We start from the raw sequence: 16,598 nt of genomic DNA, 5'->3' as shown, positions 1-16,598 counted from the left end.
CGATCCAACACGGCGCCGAGCTAGGGCCGTTCCGGGGTGAGGGCGACCGGCAGGGCCGACATGCCGCTCAGGAAGTTCGAGTACACGTACCGCGGTGGGCCCGCGGGCCCGGCCACGGCGACCAGGTCCCGCAGGCTCTCCAGCAAGGCCGACAGCTCGGCCCGTGCCAGGAACGCGCCGAGGCAGAAGTGCGGGCCGTGCGCGAACGACAGGTGCCGGTTGGGCGTGCGGGACAGGTCGAAGTCGTCCGGCCGGTCGAAGACCCGCTCGTCGCGGTTGCCGGACGCCAGCCAGGTGACGACGATGTCGCCGGCCTCGATGAACTGGTCGCCGAAGAACACGTCCTCGGTGGCGGTCCTGCCGCTGTGCAGGGCCGGGGTGGTCCAGCGCAGCACCTCCTCGACCGCCGAAGCCGTGCTCACCCGGCCCGACTTGAGCGCCTGCCACTGGTCCTCGTGCTGCATCAGCGCGTGCAGGCCGCCGACCATGGCGAAGCGGGTCGTCTCATGACCGCCCATGATGATGCTGTAGCAGTTGAAGACGATCTCCTCGTGGGTCAGCGGCCGGCCGTCGATCTCCTTGGTCACCAGGAGGCTGACCACGTCGTCGTACGGCTTGGCGCGCCGCTGCTCGGCCAGTTCCGAGAAGTAGAGCAGCAGGCCGTTCCGCGATGACCAGGTCGCCTCCTCGTCGGGGACGCCGTCCACCGAGCCCAGCGCCGACGAGGTGAGGTCGATGATGTGCTTCCGGTCCGAGGCCGGTACGCCGAGCAGGTCGCAGATCGCGGCGAGCGGGATGTGCGCGGCCACGTCGGCGGCGAAATCCACCTCTCCCCGCTCCACCGCCTCCTCGACCAGCCGGCGGGTGCCGCGCCGCACGCTCTCGACCACGACGTCGAGGGAGCGCGGCGAGAACGGCTTCAGCAGGGCGCTGCGCAGCGCCTTGTGCGGTCGGCCGTCCGTGACGGCCAGCATCTGCCCCGCCGCCGAGTCGCCACCCGTCAGCAGGGTGTCGAGCACGTTGCCGCGCTCCGAGGTGAAGGTCTCGCCGTCGCCCAGCACCGAGACGATGTCGGCATGGCCGCTCACCACCCAGAATCCGGGGCCGCGCCCGGTTTCGGGCTGCCAGTGCACCGGTGCCTGGGTGCGCAACCGGTGCCACAGCGGCCCCAGGTCGTGGCGGGCGTGCAGCAGCGGATCGGCGAGATCCAGGGTGTCGAGCGGGCCCGGGGCGAGAGGTGGGCGGGTCTCCATGGTCGTTCCTCGAACTCGGTGACGGGACACGGGGCCGGCGCGCTCAGCTCAGCGGTTTGACGGGTCCGGGGAAGAACGCGGTGGTGGCTCCGGCGGTCTCGGCCCCGTCCACCACGAACTGCTGGCCCGAGACGAACGATGCCTGCGGGGACGCCAGGAAGTGGAAGACGTCCGCGATCTCCTCTGGCAGGGCGTGCCGGCGGGCCGGGATGCGCTCGTTGACCTCGTCGAGCATGGCGTCGGTGTACTCGGCGCGCTGCATGGGTGTCAGGACGGCGCCGGGCGCGACGCAGGCGGTCCTGATCAGCGGGCTCAGCTCGACGGCGAAGGTCTGGCAGAGCGAGGCCACGCCCGCCTTGCTGGCGTTGTAGTCCGCGTAGAGCGGGTAACCGCGCGAGCCGTTGACGGAAGCCGTCGCCAGCAGGACGCCCTCGCCCTGGCGCAGCATGTGCGGTGTGGCGTGGCGCCACAGGGCGAGAACGCCCATCAGGTTGACGTCCAGGGTGCGCCGCGCCTCGGCCTCGGTGAGGTCGAGGATGCCGTGCCGGACGCTGATGCCGGCGTTCGCGATGACGACGTCGATACGGCCGCGCTCGGCGTGCACCTGGTCGACCGCGTCGCGGACGCCGGACCAGTCGGCGACGTCCAGCTCGATCCACCGGACCTCGCCCCCGCCGTCGCGCGGGCCGTCCACCGTGCCCGGCACCGGCGGCTGGATGTCGAGGTTGACCACGTGGTCGCCGCAGCGGGCGAACCGTTCGGCGGTGGCGTGGCCGATACCGCTGGATGCGCCGGACACGATGACTGTGCGCATGGGGTGCTGCCTTTCTGCCGGGATGCCGCGGACGGTTCAGACGATGACGCGGTGGTGGCCGAGGGCGTAGCCGCTGATGTTGCGCCGCAGGTTGCGGCTGACGGTGAGCTTCTTGAGCCAGCGGTCGGTCCCGTCGTACCGCGGGACGAAGGGACGGCGGCCGTGCACGGCGCGGTAGTTGTCCACGACCAGCAGCGAGCCGGGGCCCACCGCGATGTCCCGCTGCACGCGCTGGAGCTCGTCCATGAGCCGGTCGAGCGCCGTCTCGGCCTCGGTGTCGCCGGGGCGCACATGCATGAAGGGCCGGTCGATGCGCAGGTACGGGTTGAACCGGTCGCCGAACAGGACGGCGGTCGGCACGGGCCGGTCCACCATGCCGTACAGCTTCGCCAGCGCGGGATGGCCGGGGGCGTGCGCCTCCAGCTGCCGGATGTGCTCGGTGTCCGGCAGGATGTGGAACCGGTCCTCGGCGAGCACCGCACGGTCCTGGTCGCCGAGGCGCACATCGCCTACGGAGGCGACGATGGTCGGCACCCGGTCGGGGTTGCGCAGGCCGAACAGCAGCAGATAGTCGCAGCGGTTGGGGTGGAAGCCGTCCTCGGTGTGGAACTCCAGCAGACTCGTGCTGCCGTAGCCGCTCTGGCGTGTCTCGTCGCCGGGGATCGGCAGGACGTTCTGGATGATGCGGCCCTCCTGGAGGGTCGCCCAGCCGAACGGGTCGCCCAGCACCATCCCGCACATCGCAAGCCACAGCTCCTGCTCCGTGGCCGCCGTGCCGCCGATGGCCTCGCGCCAGTGCTCCGGCGTGGGGCCGAGCTGCGCGTCGTCCACCGGGAAGCCGTGCACCAGGCAGGCAGCCCTGCCCTCGGTCCTGCGGTAGGAGAGGAGGAAGCCGCGCAGGCCCGCGGGCAGCAGTTCGTCGGCCGCGTGGTCCCGGTCGTAGAACTCCGGCAGGCCGGGTGCCCCGTGGGTGTCGGCGAGCTTCGACGCGGCGGCCCGCAGCCCGGCGACCTCATCGGCGTCGAGGTGGTACTCGAAGGGGGCCTCGCGGCTGTCGGGCCCCCGGTCGGCCGCGCCCGGGCGGGCCGCGTCAACAGCAGGGTAGGTGCTTGTCATGTCGGGTCGTCCTCACCAGGTCGTGACCGCTCGGGTCGTCCGTCGTTCGGTCCTGTGCGGCCCGCGCACTGCTGCCGGACCGCGTGGCCGTACCTCACCGGACCGGCCGAGCAGGGTCCCGGCCGTACTGGTCCAGCGGTCGTGCGATCGGTGCCAGGGGGCACCTCCCGGCGGAAGCCGGGCGCTCAGTCCTGCTCCTGCCAGTCCTCGGCGAACTCGTCGAGTTCGTGCTGAGACAGGGTGATCAGCGGCTCCTCCGGTCCGGCCGCATCGGCGTCCGGCCCGGGGGCGAGGTCCTTCACCGCGGCGGCGAGCGCCGCGACGGTCTTGTGGGTGAACACGTCACGCGGGGCCATGTCCAGGCCCTCCGCATGGGCCAGCGTGACGAGCTTGATCGAGCCGATCGAGTCGCCGCCGAGGTCGAAGAAGCTGTCGTCGATACCGACCCGCTCCGCGCCGAGGGCCTTCGCGAACAGCGCGCACAGCCTCTCCTCGCGCGGGGTGCGCGGTGCCCGGCTGTCGCGGGTGCCGGAGAAGTCCGGTGCGGGCAGCGCACCTCGGTCGAGCTTGCCGCTCGGCGTGACCGGCAGCCGGTCGAGGACCACCACGGCCGCGGGCACCATGTACTCGGGCAGGGCGTCCGCGACCCGCCGGCGCAGGATCTCCGGCTCGGGCCGGGAGCCGGCGGCCACTGCCGCGTACGCCACCAGCTGCCGCACGCCCGGCCGGTCCTCGCGGACGACCACGACCGCCTGGGCGACCGAGGGGTCGTCGGCCAGCACCGCCTCGATCTCGCCCGGCTCGATCCGGAAGCCGCGCACCTTGACCTGCTCGTCCGCGCGGCCCAGGTACTCCAGGGTGCCGTGCGGTGTGCGGCGCGCGACGTCGCCGGTGCGGTACATGCGCGCTCCCGCCGGACCGAACGGGTCCGCCACGAAGCGCTCCGCGGTGAGTCCCGCCCGGCGCAGATAGCCGCGCGCGAGGCCGTCCCCCGCCAGGTACAGCTCGCCGGACGCTCCTGCCGGAACCGGCTGAAGGGCGCCGTCCAGCAGGTACACACGGGCCCCCACGACCGGGTCACCGAGCGGAGGCACGGTCCGGCCCGACAGCGGGCGGCTCATCGTCGCCATGACGGTCGCCTCGGTCGGACCGTAGGCGTTGACCATGCGGCGTCCCGCAGACCAGCGTTCGACCAGGTCGGGCGGGCAGGCCTCGCCGCCCACGACGAGGGTGACGCCGGCGGGCAGTCCGTCCTCGGGCATCACGGCGAGCGAGGACGGCGGGAGCAACAGGGTGGTCACGCCGTGCCGTGCCACCGTGGCTGCCAGGGCCGGCCCCGGCAGCAGCTGGTCGGCGGCAGCGGTGACCGCGCTCGCCCCGGTCAGCAGAGCGGTCGCCAGCTCCCACACGGAGGCGTCGAAGCTCGGGGATGCGAACAGCAGCACCCGCTCGTCCGCGCGCAGGGCGAGCCCGGAGCGCTGCTGGGCGATCAGGGCCGCGATGCCGAGGTGCGGCACCAGTACGCCCTTGGGACGGCCGGTCGATCCGGACGTGTAGATCAGGTACGCGGTGTTCCCGGGCCTGAGCGGCGCCACCCGGTCGGCGTCGGTCAGATCCTCGCCGGACAGGGAGGCGGTCAACTGGGCCGTCTCGCCCAGGAGATGTGACGGATCGGCGTCGGCCGGGCCGGGTCCGTCCAGGCACAGGGTCCGCCCGGCGCCTGCCTCGGCCATCAGCTGCGCCGCCTCGCGGGTCGTGAGGACGAGGGCGGGCTTCGCATCGTCCATGACATGACGGAGCCGTTCCGGCGGATACCCGAGGTCCAGCGGCAGATAGGCGGCACCGGACTTGAGGACGGCCAGGACCGCGAGGACGGACCGGGCCGACTTGGGGAGCGCGACCGCGACGATGTCCTCGGCGCCGATGCCCTGCGCCGACAACGCCCGGGCCAGCTTGTTGGCCTGGGCGTTGAGGTCGCCGTAGCTCAGGGCCAGCGTGCCGTCGTACACCGCGACGGCATCGGGCCGAGCCCGTACCTGCTCCTCGAAGAGCGCAGGGAAGGTGGTGGGTGCAAGGGCGGGCGACGGGCCGCCGGCGGCGTCGAGCAACTGCCCGCGCTCTTCGGCCGTCAGCAGGTCGATCCGACCCAGCGGCACGGCCGGGTCCGCCACGAAGCCGTCGAGCACCTTGCGCACCCGGGTGAGCAGGGCCGCACAGGCCTCGGCGGTGAAGAGGTCGCCACGGTAGCTGAGTTCCAGACTCAGCCGCTCGCCCGGCGCCACGACCAGGCTGAGCGGATAGTGGGAGGCACCGGGCACGGGCTCGTCGTCGACGGAGATCCGCAGGCCGGGGACCTGCTCCTGAATCGCCTCCCCGTCGACCGGCGTGTTCTCGAACCCGATCACGGTGTCGAACAGTTCGCCCAGTCCCAGGATCCGCTGCACCTCGGTGAGACCCAGGTGCTGGGACGGGACCAGCTCGGCCTGCTGGAACTGGAGGTCGGCCAGCACACGGTCCAGTGGCCGCGCCGGGTCGAGCCGTACCCGCACCGGCACGGTGTTCATGAGCAGGCCGACGATCTCCTCGGAGCCCGCCAGCTCCGGCGGACGCCCGGCGGTGGTCGCGCCGAACACGATGTCGTCACGGCCCAGCAACTGGCCCAGCGCCACCGCCCAGGCACCCTGCACCAGGGTGTTGAGCGTCAGGCCCGCGCGGCGTGCCCCGATGGTCAGTGCCGTGGTCTCCTCGGCGCCGAGGACCTCGGTCACCAGATGGGGCACGGTCGCCGTGGCGGCCTCGGCATCCGGAGCGACGAGGGTCGGCTCGTCGAATCCGGCCAGCGCCCCGTGCCAGACCTGCGCCGCGCGCTCGTCGTCCTGGCTGCCGAGCCAGCGCAGGAAGTCGGCGAACTGCACCGGTTCAGGGCCCCCGTCGCTGCCGCCGCGGGCGTAGAGGGCGAACACGTCACGGAAGAACAGCGGCAGCGACCAGCCGTCCAGCAGCCCGTGATGGTGCGACACGAGCAGCAGGTGGTCGTCGTCCGCGAGCCGGACCAGAGTGACCCGCAGCAGCGGCGGCTTCTCGAGGTCGAAGCGCCGCAGGCGTTCGTCGCCCGTCAGTTCCGCGAGCCGCAGCCGGCGGTCCTCCTCGCTCAGTTCCGAGAGGTCGACCTCCCGCCACGGCACTCTCACCTCCTCGTGCACCACCTGGATCAGACGGCCCGAGCCCAGGAGCGTGAAGGAGACACGCAGCGCGGCATGACGGGCCACGGCACCGTCGACGGCCTTGCGCAGCACGGCGGGTGAGAGCGCGCCTTCGAGCCGCAGCGGCGCCTGGGCCGTGTAGACGTCGACGCCGTCGGCGGCCAGCATCGCGTGGAAGTGCATGCCCTGCTGCAATGGCGTCAGCGGCAGCACATCGGCGATCCGGTGCCCGTGCGCGGCGAGTTCCGCCTGCTCGGCCTCGCTGAGGGTGATCAGCGGCCCCGCGATCACGGCCGTACCGTCCGGGTTCTGCGTGTCGCCCTGCGCTGCCTTGTCCTTGGCGACGGGGGCGAGTTGGGCGATGGTTTTGTGGACGAAGATGTCTTTGGCGGTGATGGCGAGTCCGGCGCGGTGGGCGCGGGCTGCGAGTTGCATGGCGATGATGGAGTCGCCGCCGAGGTCGAAGAAGCTGTCGTCGGTGCCGATGCGTGGGTGGCCGAGTACGTCGGTGAACACCTGGTGCAGGGTTCGTTCGCGTTCGGTTGTGGGGGCGCGGTACTGGGTGGTGGTGTGGAACTGGGGGGCGGGCAGGGCGCGTCGGTCGACCTTGCCGTTGGGGGTGAGGGGGAAGGCGTCGATCACGGTGACGACGGCCGGGACCATGTACGCCGGCAGACGCCGCGCCACGAACTCGCGCAGCGCGCCGGGCTGCACCTGGGCGCGGGGAGCAGGAAGTACGTATCCCGCGATCCGCTGCACACCCGCGCTGTCGACGGACACCGCCGCCACCGCCTGGCCCACCGAGGGATCCGCCGCAAGGGCGGCTTCGATCTCGCCGAGTTCGATGCGATGGCCCCGTATCTTGACCTGGAAGTCCGACCGTCCGCAGTACTCCACGACACCGTCCGGCCGGCGGCGCCCCAGGTCACCCGTGCGGTACATGCGGGCGCCCGCGGGACCGAACACGTCGGCCACGAACCGCTCCGCCGTCAGGCCCGGGCGATCCAGATAGCCGCGGGCGACGCCGTCACCGGCGATGTACAGCTCGCCGACCGTCCCGGCCGGCACGGGCCGCAGGAACCCGTCGAGCACATACACCCGGGAGTTGTCGGCGGGGACGCCGATGGCGGGCCGGGTGGAGCCGTCGCCGTGCCAGAGCATCGCGTCCACCGTGCACTCGGCCGGGCCGTACAGGTTGTACACCGACAGGCCCGGCACGGCGTGCAGTTCGCTCCACAGGTCCTCTGCGACCTCCTCGCCGCCGAGTGCGAGAACCGCCACCCGGTGCCGCTGCCCCGACGCCTCGAACATGCCTGCCAGCAGCATCTGGCGTGCGACGGACGGCGTGGTGTCGATGACGTCGATCGCCGCGCCCACCGCGTGCTCGACGAGTGCCAGGGAGTCCTTGCGGACGGTGTCGTCGACGATGTGCAGTTCGTGCCCGGCCACCATCCACAGCAGTTGGCTCCAAGAGGCGTCGAAGCCGAGCGAGTTGGTCAGTGCCGCACGCAGCGGCCGTCCGCCCGCCCTCGCCCGCTCCGGTTCGAAGAAGTTCGCCCGGTGGCTGTGGAACATGTTGACCAGGTTCCGGTGCTCGACGGCGACCCCCTTGGGGCGGCCGGTGGAGCCGGAGGTGTAGATCACATAGGCCAGGTGGGAGGGGAGCAGCGGGCCGGTGCGGTCGTCGTCGTCGAGGTCCGTCATGTCCTTGGGAAGTGCGGTCTCGGGCAGTGCGGCCTCGTCGACCAGCAGCGTCCGCACGGACCCGGGCACGGCGTGCGCGGTAGCGCCGACGGCCAGGACGACGGCCGGCCGAGCCTCCGCGCAGACCGCCGCGATCCGCTCCGCAGGGTGGTCGGTGTCGATCGGCAGGTATCCGGCGCCCGACTTGAGGACCGCCAGGATCGCCACCACGGCGTCGGTGGTACGGGGCAGGGCGACGCCGACGAGACGGCCCGGGCCCGCGCCGTCGGCGACGAGCAGCCGGGCGAGCCGGTTGGCGCCGGCGTTCAGCTGCTCGAACGTCAGACGGGTCGTGCCGTCGGTGACGGCGATCGCGTCGGGTGTCGCGCGGACCTGCGCCTCGAACACCTTGGGCAGGGCCTGGGCGGTGTGCCGCACCGTCCTGCCGCTCGACGCCCGCAGGATCTCCACGCGTTCCGCCTGTGAGCACAGCGGCAGCTGCCCCGCGGGCAGTTCGGGCCGGCCGGCGATGTCCTGGAGCAGGCCGCACAGGCGGTCCAGTACGTCGGACGCCGCCTCGGCGGTGCAGACGTCCTCGCGGTAGTTGAGTTCGAAGCGGAGCCGGTCGCCGGGGTGGACGGCCAGGCTCAGCGGATAGTGGGTGCCTTCGAACGCCTCCTCGACGGCGTCCCGCAGGATGCCGACGGTGAGGCCGGGGACCGCCGAGCCCCGGACGGCCTGCTCGACGGGCACGTTCTCGAAGGCGACGGTGGTGTCGAAGAGTTCGGTGACACCGACGGCGCGGTGGATGTCGGCGAGACCGAGATAGTCGTGCCGGGTCAGAGCCGACTGCTCGTGCTGGATACGTGCCAGCAGCTCGGCCACCGGCTCGGCAGGGTCGACCCGGACCCGGGCGGGCACCGTGTTCATCATCAGGCCCACCATGCGGTCGCTCTCAGGGAGCTCCGGCGGTCGTCCCGCGACAGTGTTGCCGTAGACGACGTCCTGCCGTCCGGTCAGCACCGTCAGCAGCAGTGCCCACGCGCCCTGGACCATGGTGTTGGTGGTGAGTTCGCGTGAGCGGGCCGCAGCGGTCAGCTGTGCCGTGTCGGTCTCGGACAGTTCAGCGACGACCCGCTGCTGGCCGCGGTCGGACGAGCCGGTGCCCGCCGTGTCCGCCACCAGTGTCGCGCCGTCGACACCGGACAGCGCGGCCCGCCAGGCCCGCTCGGCCTCGCCGCGGTCCTGCGCCGAGAGCCAGCCGAGGTATTCCTGGAACGACGCGGCCGGTTCCAGCTGATCCGCCGTGCCGCCGTCCCGGTAGATACGGAACAGGTCGGCGAGGACCAGCGGCAGCGACCAGCCGTCCAGGAGGATGTGGTGGTTGGTGAGCACGAGCACGTGCCGGTCGGGTGCGAGCCGCACCAGCGTGAACCTCAGCAGCGGCGGCCTGGCCATGTCGAAGCGCCGGGAGCGGTCCTCGGTCAGCAGCCGGGCGAGTCGTAGCCCGCGTTCGCCGGCGCCGAAACCGGACAGGTCGATCTCCTCCCACCGTGGCTCGACCGCCCGGGCGACGGCCTGGACGGCCTCACCGGAACGGCGCCGCAGGAACCCGGCTCGCAGGCTCGCATGCCGGGCAGGCAGCGCGACGCACGAGCGGCGCAGCAGATCGGTGTCGAGCGCCCCCACAAGCTCCAGGGGCGTCTGCACGGTGTAGAAGTCGACATGCTCGCCATCGACATCTCCCTCGTCGAAGAGGGCGTGGAAGAGGATGCCCTGCTGCAACGGCGAGAGCGGCAGAACCGCTTCCAGGGATGTCTGTCTCACAGTGATGTCTCCCACTGGGCTTCCAGCTCGTCGAGTTCATCGGCGTCGATCCGCACCAGGCCCTCAGCGCGGGGCGTTCCGGCCTCCGGGTCGATGTCTTCGGCGACGGGGGCGAGTTGGGCGATGGTTTTGTGGACGAAGATGTCTTTGGCGGTGATGGCGAGTCCGGCGCGGTGGGCGCGGGCTGCGAGTTGCATGGCGATGATGGAGTCGCCGCCGAGGTCGAAGAAGCTGTCGTCGGTGCCGATGCGTGGGTGGCCGAGTACGTCGGTGAACACCTGGTGCAGGGTTCGTTCGCGTTCGGTTGTGGGGGCGCGGTACTGGGTGGTGGTGTGGAACTGGGGGGCGGGCAGGGCGCGTCGGTCGACCTTGCCGTTGGGGGTGAGGGGGAAGGCGTCGATCACGGTGACGACGGCCGGGACCATGTACGCCGGCAGACGCCGCGCCACGAACTCGCGCAGCGCGGCCGCGTCGGGCCGGTCTGCCGACGCCTCGCCGGTGTGCGCAGGGGCGGGGACGACGTACCCGGCCAACTGCCTGACGCCCGGCCGGTCCTCACGGACCGTCACGACGACCGCGCCGACGCCGGGAGCCTGCGCGAGGACGTCCTCGACCTCTCCCAGCTCGATACGGAAGCCCCGCACCTTGACCTGGCTGTCGGCGCGGCCCAGGTAGACCAGCTCGCCGCCCGCCGTCCATCGGGCCACGTCACCCGTCCGGTACATCCGCGCACCGGGCGCGCCGAAGGGGTCGGCCACGAACCGACCGGCGGTGACCCCGGGGCGGCCGAGGTAGCCGCGGGCGAGCCCGCCGCCGCTCAGGTACACCTCACCCGCCACCCCGGGCGGCACGGGCCGCAGTGCCGCATCGAGCAGCCGGAGCCGGCTGCCGGGGACCGAGTACCCCATGGGCGGTACGGTCCGGCCGGACAGCGGCCCGGTCTGCGTGGCGATGACCGTCGCCTCGGTGGGACCGTAGGCATTGACCATGTGCCGTCCGGGGGACCAGCGCGCGACCAGCTCCGGCGAGCAGGCCTCGGCACCGACGACCAGATTGATGCCCTCCGGCAGGCCGTCCGGCGGCATGGCCGCCAGCGCCGAGGGCGCCAGCAGCAGGCAGCTGACGCCGAGTTCGGACACCAGCTCCACCAACGGCGGTCCGGGCGTGAGCCGTTCGGCCGGGGCGACGACCGCGGCGGCGCCGGTGAGCAGCGCCGTGCAGAGCTCCCACACCGATGCGTCGAAGCTCGGTGAAGCGAACTGCAGCACGCGGGTGTCCGGCGTCAGGCGGAGCAGGTCCGTCTGATGCCGCAGCAGCGCGGCAAGGCCGGTGTGCGGGACGACGACCCCCTTGGGGCGGCCGGTCGAACCGGAGGTGTAGATGACGTACGCCGGATGTCCGGGCCGCAGCGGTGCGAGGCGATCGCTGTCGTCGAGGTCGGTGCCGGGCAGCCCCGGCAGGGGAGAGGCGGTGGGGCCGTCCGCGTCGTCCAGGTACAGCCGCGGCACGTCCGGGGCCGGCGTCGGGTCGTCGGCCCCGCGGGTCGTGAGCAGGAGCAGCGGCTGGGTGTCGTCGAGCATGCCGGTGACGCGGGCCCGTGGGTAGTCGAGGTCGACCGGCAGGTAGGCCGCGCCCGACTTCATCACCGCGATCACGGCCGTCAGAGCGGCGATGCCTCGGGGCAGGGCGACGGCCACCAGCCGCTCGGGCGCTGCGCCCCGCTCGACGAGCACCCTGGCCAGGCGGTTGGCCCGGGCGTTGAGCTCGGCGTAGTCGACACGGCCGGCGGGGGAGAGCACCGCGCAGGCGTGCGGCGTCCGCCGGACCTGCTCCTCGAACAGCTCGGGGAAGGTCCGCACGGCGAGAGGCTGCGCCGGCTCCGGCATCCGGCCGGCGGCGAGCACCTGCGCGCGTTCGGCCTGGGTCAGCACATCCACGCGGGCGAGCGGGAGCTCCGGCGGGGCGGCGAGGAAGCGGGTGAGGAAGTCGGTGAACCTGCGCTGGTGCGTGGCCAGTTCCTCGGTGCTGTAGCGGTCGGGATTGGCTTCGAAGTCGACGCGCGCGTCCCGGCCGTCCGGGCCGGGGTGGCAGGTGATGTTGAGATCGGTCACCGGTCCGCCGGACAGCGTGGTCAGCACCGCCTCGCGGCCGGTGAACGCGGTCTCCGAGCCCGCCGGCATGATGTTCACGAGCACGCCGAACATCTGCTCGTCCGTACCGAGGAGCCGCAGGTCCCGCCGGAGCTCGTCGTACGGGTAGCGCTGGTGCGTGAGGAGTTCACCGAGCCGGCGCGCCACCTGCCGGACCAACTCCGTGCGGCCCGCAGCCGCGGTGACGGTGAGCCGCAGCGGGAGCGTGTTGGACAGCATGCCGGGCACGTTCCGGGACCGTGCGCCGAGGCGGGCGGTGACCGGGACGCCGATGGTCAGGTCCTCGGCCCCGGTCATCCCGTGCAGATACGCGGCGACCGCCGCCAGCATCGCCACCGTCCACGGGGCGCGGACGTCCCGTCCCGCGGCGTGCAGTGCCAGAAGTTCGCTCTGCGACAGCGTCGTTGTGGCGCGGATCGCCCGGCCCGTGGCGCTCGTCGGCACCCCCGGCGCCAGGCCGGCGGCCTCGGGCCGGTCCGCGAACGTCCCGGTCCAGTACGCCTGGTCCGCGGTGTAGTCCTGCGACGCGCGGTAGTCCGCCTCGTCCGCCAGGAGACCCTGGAGGGGGCCCAGCGGCTCGCCCCCCGGCTCCGTCCCCGCGGCCAGGGCCTCGTAGACCGTGGCGATCCTGCGGGAGTGCAGCACCGAGCCGAAGCCGTCGGAGAGGATGTGGTGGCTGCGCTGGTACCAGAGCCAGTGGTCGGCACCCACGCGCATGAGCACATGCGCGGACAGCTCGTCCTTCAGCAGGTCGAGCGGGGTGGCGCGGTCCTGGTCCACCAGCGCCCAGGCCGCGGCGAAGGGATCCGGCTCGCCGCTGAGGTCGATCTCCCGCCAGGTCGAGCAGCCCGGGGCGACCGGACGCTGGAAGACGCCGTCCGGCAGCTCCACCAGCTCGACGTCGAAGCTTCCGCTCTCCCCCTCGGCCCGGCGGATCGCGCGCTGCAACAGCTCCCCGTCCACCGGACCCCGGATCTCCATGACGGCCACGGTGTTGTAGGCCGGGTTGTCGGGAGCGAGCTGCTGGGCGTGGAAGACCCCCCGCTGTGCGGCCGTCAGCGGAAGCAGGCCGTTCTCGGCGTAGCGTGATGTCGTCAAGTTCGTAACCGCTCTCGTGCACTACGACGGATCGGGAGCTGGAACCCGGTCGATGCTGCAACGCCTGCGTGACAGGTGACCAGGCAACCGACCGGCAATCGGTGTTGCTGGTCGAAATGCCGCCTGAGAGGCCCGAGTTACCGGCGAGCTGCCTGGCGCCGGGCAGATACCGCACCGAGGCTGGCACCGGGCCGGGCGCTCCGGCCGCCCGTGCGCGCACCGGCCGTGCCGTGACATGCCGGAGAGGACGAGGACGTTGGCAATCCCGGACCGGGGCCTGCTCGACTGGCTGGACGAGGCGTCCGCCGAGCGTGGCCTGTACTACGCGAACCGCGACGACGGCTGGGACTTCTGGTCCTATCGTGACCTGGCCGACCTGGTGCTGAGGACGGCCGCAGCGCTGCGGGCGGGCGGTGTCGGGCAGGGCGATGTGGTGGCGCTGGTGCAGCGCTCGAGCCCGGGCTTCGCCGCCGGGTTCTTCGGCGCGCTGGCCGCCGGCGCCACACCGTGCTCCATCGCCCCGCCGTTCGCCTTCCAGCGGGCCGACGAGTACGAGAAGCACGCCGGCCATCTGCTCGGGACCGTCCGCCCCCGGGCCGTCGTCTGCGACGACGAGTCCCTGGAGCGGATCCGCAAGATCGCCGCCGTGGCCGGGCTCGACGAGCCGGTGACCTTCGACGAACTCATCGCCGGTGCCCGGCCGTTGGAGCGGCCGATGCCGCTGCCCGAGACCGCGCTGCTGCAGTTCACCTCGGGGTCGAGCGGCTTCTCGCGCGGGGTGGAGATATCGGCCGACGCGCTGCGGACCAACCTCACCGGGATGCGCCGCTGGCTGGGCTGCAAGCCCGAGCTTCCCGCCATCAGCTGGCTGCCGGTCCACCACGACATGGGCCTTGTCGGCTTCCTGCTGAACGTCGTCGTCACCGGCTTCGACGGGTGGATGATGCAGCCGGACGACTTCATCCGCTCGCCGCTGCGGTATCTGCGCTGCATCAACGACCAGGGCGTCGCGATGACGGCCATGCCCAACTTCGGCCTGTCGTACATCCTGCGCCGGGTCAGGCCGGCCGACCTGGAGGGCCTGCGCTTCGACTCGATCCGGTGCGTGATCATCGGCGCGGAGCGGGTCGACCCGCAGGTGCTGCGTGACTTCCACGCGCTGCTCGGACCGCACGGCCTCGACCGTGGTGCCCTGCTCCCCGCGTACGGCAGCGCGGAGGCGACCCTCGCGGTGACGGGGCTGCCGCCCGGCGAAGGCTGGGCGACGCGGGAGCCGGACGACGGCGACGCCGCGTCCCTCGCGGGAACGGCGGTGGTCGGCTGCGGCCGTCCGCTGGAGGGCAGGACGGTGACGATCGTGTCCGAGGACGGCGAGGTGCTGCCGGACGGTCAGGTCGGCGAGATCGTCGTCAGCGGGGTGTCGATAGCGAGCGGATACGTCGGCGACACCGGCTCCGCCTCCGGGACCAGCCTCGGCGGTCAGGGGCTGCGGACCGGTGACGCGGGGTTCCGGTGCGACGGACAGCTGTTCGTGATCGGCCGGCTCGGTGACGGACTCAAGGTGAGTGGGAAGATGGTGTTCGCCGAGAGCCTGGAGACCCTGATGCACCAACGGGGCGTTCCCGAACGCCGCGTCGCGGTGCTCCTCGGGGTCCGCGACGGCGTGCCGACGGGGGTGGCCGTCTTCGCGGGAGTCCAGCCCGGCTGGCGGCAGATCGCCCACGATGTGCTGTCCGAGTGGCTGGGCGACGCCGAACTGCTGGCCGTCGAGGTGCCCAGGGGCGGCATCGCGGTGACCTCGAGCGGAAAGCCCAGGCGCCGGGTCATCTGGAAGGCGGTGTGCGCCGGCTGGTTCTCCGAGGCGACGCGGCCGCTGACCGCGGACTGACCTCCACTGAGCTGTACGCCCCCTGCCCGGCGCGGACGACGCGCCGGGCAGTGGCGCGCGCGGCGGTGTGCTCCGCGGGCGCACCCGTGCCGGCGGCAGCGGGTGGTGGTGTTCCGCGCGGAAGCGGCCTGCGCCGGGTGGCGTGTACGTGCAGTCGCACGTTCCCACTGATGCTGCTCGCCTCGGGCAGCATGTGCGCCGGACGTTCTCCGCCGGCACCCTCTGCGTCAGGCAGCGTGGGCCACAGACGAAATGTGCTGCTCCGGGTGACACGCGGTCCAGGCCGGGGGCGAAGCCAGGGAACTACGGCCACACGACCTCGCCGTCTCGAACCATCAGGGGCTCGAATCGATCAGATTCGCAGAACCTGATCCAGCCCAGGTGGACCGTACCGGTGGCGGAACGATGCCGGTCATCGGCTTTGGTGGCCAGCCAGCTGAGCAGTTCACCGGTGCGGTCGAATTCGTCGGGGTGGATCTCCTGCCGAACGGTCAGGGCCCATGCCCCGTAACGGGCGTCCTCCGGGCGCAGCAACACCGAGACAAGTGCTCCGCCCACCTTCCACGCTTCGCCTTGGCGGCCCAGCAGAGCCACAGGATGGTCCTCGACCACGGGTTCGCCGCGCTCGTCCTCCACCACGGTCGGAAACACGGGCACGATGTGAAGAGTCTCCGGCTTGGGGCCCAGCCCGAGATGCCACCGAAGCTCCGCGACGTCCTCGTCCATCAGACTCTCCCGCAGGTTCAGGACGATGGAAACCTCATAGATGTCGGCCATAGCCGCAAGCTATCGCCCCGGTACGACAGTTACACCATCGGCCGCGGCCGACCCGATGACCGACATCGGCCTGTCATGCAGCAGGCACTCACGCGCCCTGCGTGCCGTACCAGCGCCACTCGGTGAGTCGGGGGCGATCGGGGAGGGCGATGCGCCCGGTCGCCCACAGCAGGGTCTCCCAGACGTCACCGTCAATGGCGACATGAGGAAAGAGCGTCTTCAGGATCCGTTCGCACAACTCCCTTGGCGGCGACCACTCCAGATTCAACCCCTGAGTGATGTCATGGGTGTGCACGAGAACCTCGACAACTGCCATCGCGGCAAAGCCCTCTGGATCCGAGGGCCCGAAGACGTGGTAGGCGACGGTGGTCGAGGGGGCAGCGCGGAGGGCGCACGCGAGCAGGCCACCACAGGCCTCCACGACGGTCATGAGGCCCTCGGGTCCCGAGGCCCGATCGACGAAGATGACATTCGCCGGCCCACCGCTTCGGTCGCTGCTCGTCCGGAACGGCATCATCGTGGACATCGGGGGCCTGGTGAGCCCGAACCTCGCAGCGTAGGTGAACAGGTCATCGGCCAGATGCTCGAGCGTCTCCCAACACGTCCACTCGAGCGTTCCCGCCTTGGCCTCCCACGCCTGGGGATCCGCGTCCCTCAGGGCGTCGAGGGCGAGAGCGACGATCCGGCGCACGTCCTCTGCGTCGATGGCGGTGTCTGCGCTGCGCATGCAGAAGATCGTAACAACGGCCGACGTGGGTCCTCAGCGGGAGCGTCCACCGTTCCCCTCCG

General features: G+C 72.0%; 8 protein-coding genes. 1 reads left to right on the top strand and 7 read right to left on the bottom strand.

Annotated features, from left to right (window positions below; all coding sequences use genetic code 11):
* Nucleotides 1–20 precede the first annotated feature (20 nt).
* The 5 genes from ABZ208_RS13085 to ABZ208_RS13065 all read right to left on the bottom strand — a co-directional run bounded on the left by ABZ208_RS13085 (nucleotide 21) and on the right by ABZ208_RS13065 (nucleotide 13,144).
* Nucleotides 21–1,253, bottom strand: a complete 1,233-nt coding sequence (locus ABZ208_RS13085) for a cytochrome P450 (protein ID WP_356909551.1) — start codon at nucleotides 1,251–1,253, stop codon at nucleotides 21–23.
* A gap of 43 nt (nucleotides 1,254–1,296) precedes the next feature.
* The gene (locus tag ABZ208_RS13080; protein ID WP_356909550.1) at nucleotides 1,297–2,067 is read right to left on the bottom strand and encodes an SDR family oxidoreductase; all 771 of its coding nucleotides are present in this window, start codon (nucleotides 2,065–2,067) and stop codon (nucleotides 1,297–1,299) included.
* 36 nt (nucleotides 2,068–2,103) lie between these two features.
* Nucleotides 2,104–3,183, bottom strand: a complete 1,080-nt coding sequence (gntD, locus tag ABZ208_RS13075) for a guanitoxin biosynthesis L-enduracididine beta-hydroxylase GntD (RefSeq protein WP_356909549.1) — start codon at nucleotides 3,181–3,183, stop codon at nucleotides 2,104–2,106.
* 185 nt (nucleotides 3,184–3,368) lie between these two features.
* Nucleotides 3,369–9,896, bottom strand: a complete 6,528-nt coding sequence (locus ABZ208_RS13070) for an amino acid adenylation domain-containing protein (RefSeq protein ID WP_356909548.1) — start codon at nucleotides 9,894–9,896, stop codon at nucleotides 3,369–3,371.
* Nucleotides 9,893–13,144: an amino acid adenylation domain-containing protein gene (locus tag ABZ208_RS13065; protein WP_356909547.1), complete on the bottom strand. Its 3,252-nt coding sequence runs from the start codon at nucleotides 13,142–13,144 to the stop codon at nucleotides 9,893–9,895. The genes ABZ208_RS13070 and ABZ208_RS13065 overlap by 4 nt, the downstream gene beginning before the upstream one ends.
* Before the next feature lie 256 nt (nucleotides 13,145–13,400).
* On the opposite strand from ABZ208_RS13065, the gene ABZ208_RS13060 reads away from it, so the two are divergent.
* Nucleotides 13,401–15,032 (top strand): AMP-binding protein, encoded by a 1,632-nt coding sequence (locus ABZ208_RS13060; protein WP_356909546.1) that lies wholly within the window; start codon nucleotides 13,401–13,403, stop codon nucleotides 15,030–15,032.
* 303 nt (nucleotides 15,033–15,335) lie between these two features.
* Here the strand turns inward: ABZ208_RS13060 and ABZ208_RS13055 are convergent, their stop codons facing one another.
* On the bottom strand, nucleotides 15,336–15,809 hold the full coding sequence (locus ABZ208_RS13055; RefSeq protein ID WP_356909545.1) for a hypothetical protein: 474 nt from the start codon (nucleotides 15,807–15,809) through the stop codon (nucleotides 15,336–15,338).
* Between the two features lie 88 nt (nucleotides 15,810–15,897).
* The gene (locus ABZ208_RS13050; RefSeq protein WP_356909544.1) at nucleotides 15,898–16,536 is read right to left on the bottom strand and encodes a maleylpyruvate isomerase N-terminal domain-containing protein; all 639 of its coding nucleotides are present in this window, start codon (nucleotides 16,534–16,536) and stop codon (nucleotides 15,898–15,900) included.
* Nucleotides 16,537–16,598: the final 62 nt, after the last annotated feature.

This window comes from Streptomyces sp. NPDC006208 (assembly GCF_040613775.1).
Lineage (GTDB): Bacteria > Actinomycetota > Actinomycetes > Streptomycetales > Streptomycetaceae > Streptomyces.
Note: the sequence above shows the minus strand (reverse complement) of the source record. Positions and strands in the feature narration are given on the sequence as shown.

Excerpts from the sequence above, each read along its gene's own strand:
- ABZ208_RS13080 (WP_356909550.1), bottom strand. The coding sequence starts at position 2,067 with ATGCGCACAGTCATCGTGTCCGGCGCATCCAGCGGTATCGGCCACGCC.
- gntD (WP_356909549.1), bottom strand. The coding sequence starts at position 3,183 with ATGACAAGCACCTACCCTGCTGTTGACGCGGCCCGCCCGGGCGCGGCC.
- ABZ208_RS13055 (WP_356909545.1), bottom strand. The coding sequence starts at position 15,809 with ATGGCCGACATCTATGAGGTTTCCATCGTCCTGAACCTGCGGGAGAGT.
- ABZ208_RS13050 (WP_356909544.1), bottom strand. The coding sequence starts at position 16,536 with ATGCGCAGCGCAGACACCGCCATCGACGCAGAGGACGTGCGCCGGATC.
- ABZ208_RS13085 (WP_356909551.1), bottom strand. The coding sequence starts at position 1,253 with ATGGAGACCCGCCCACCTCTCGCCCCGGGCCCGCTCGACACCCTGGAT.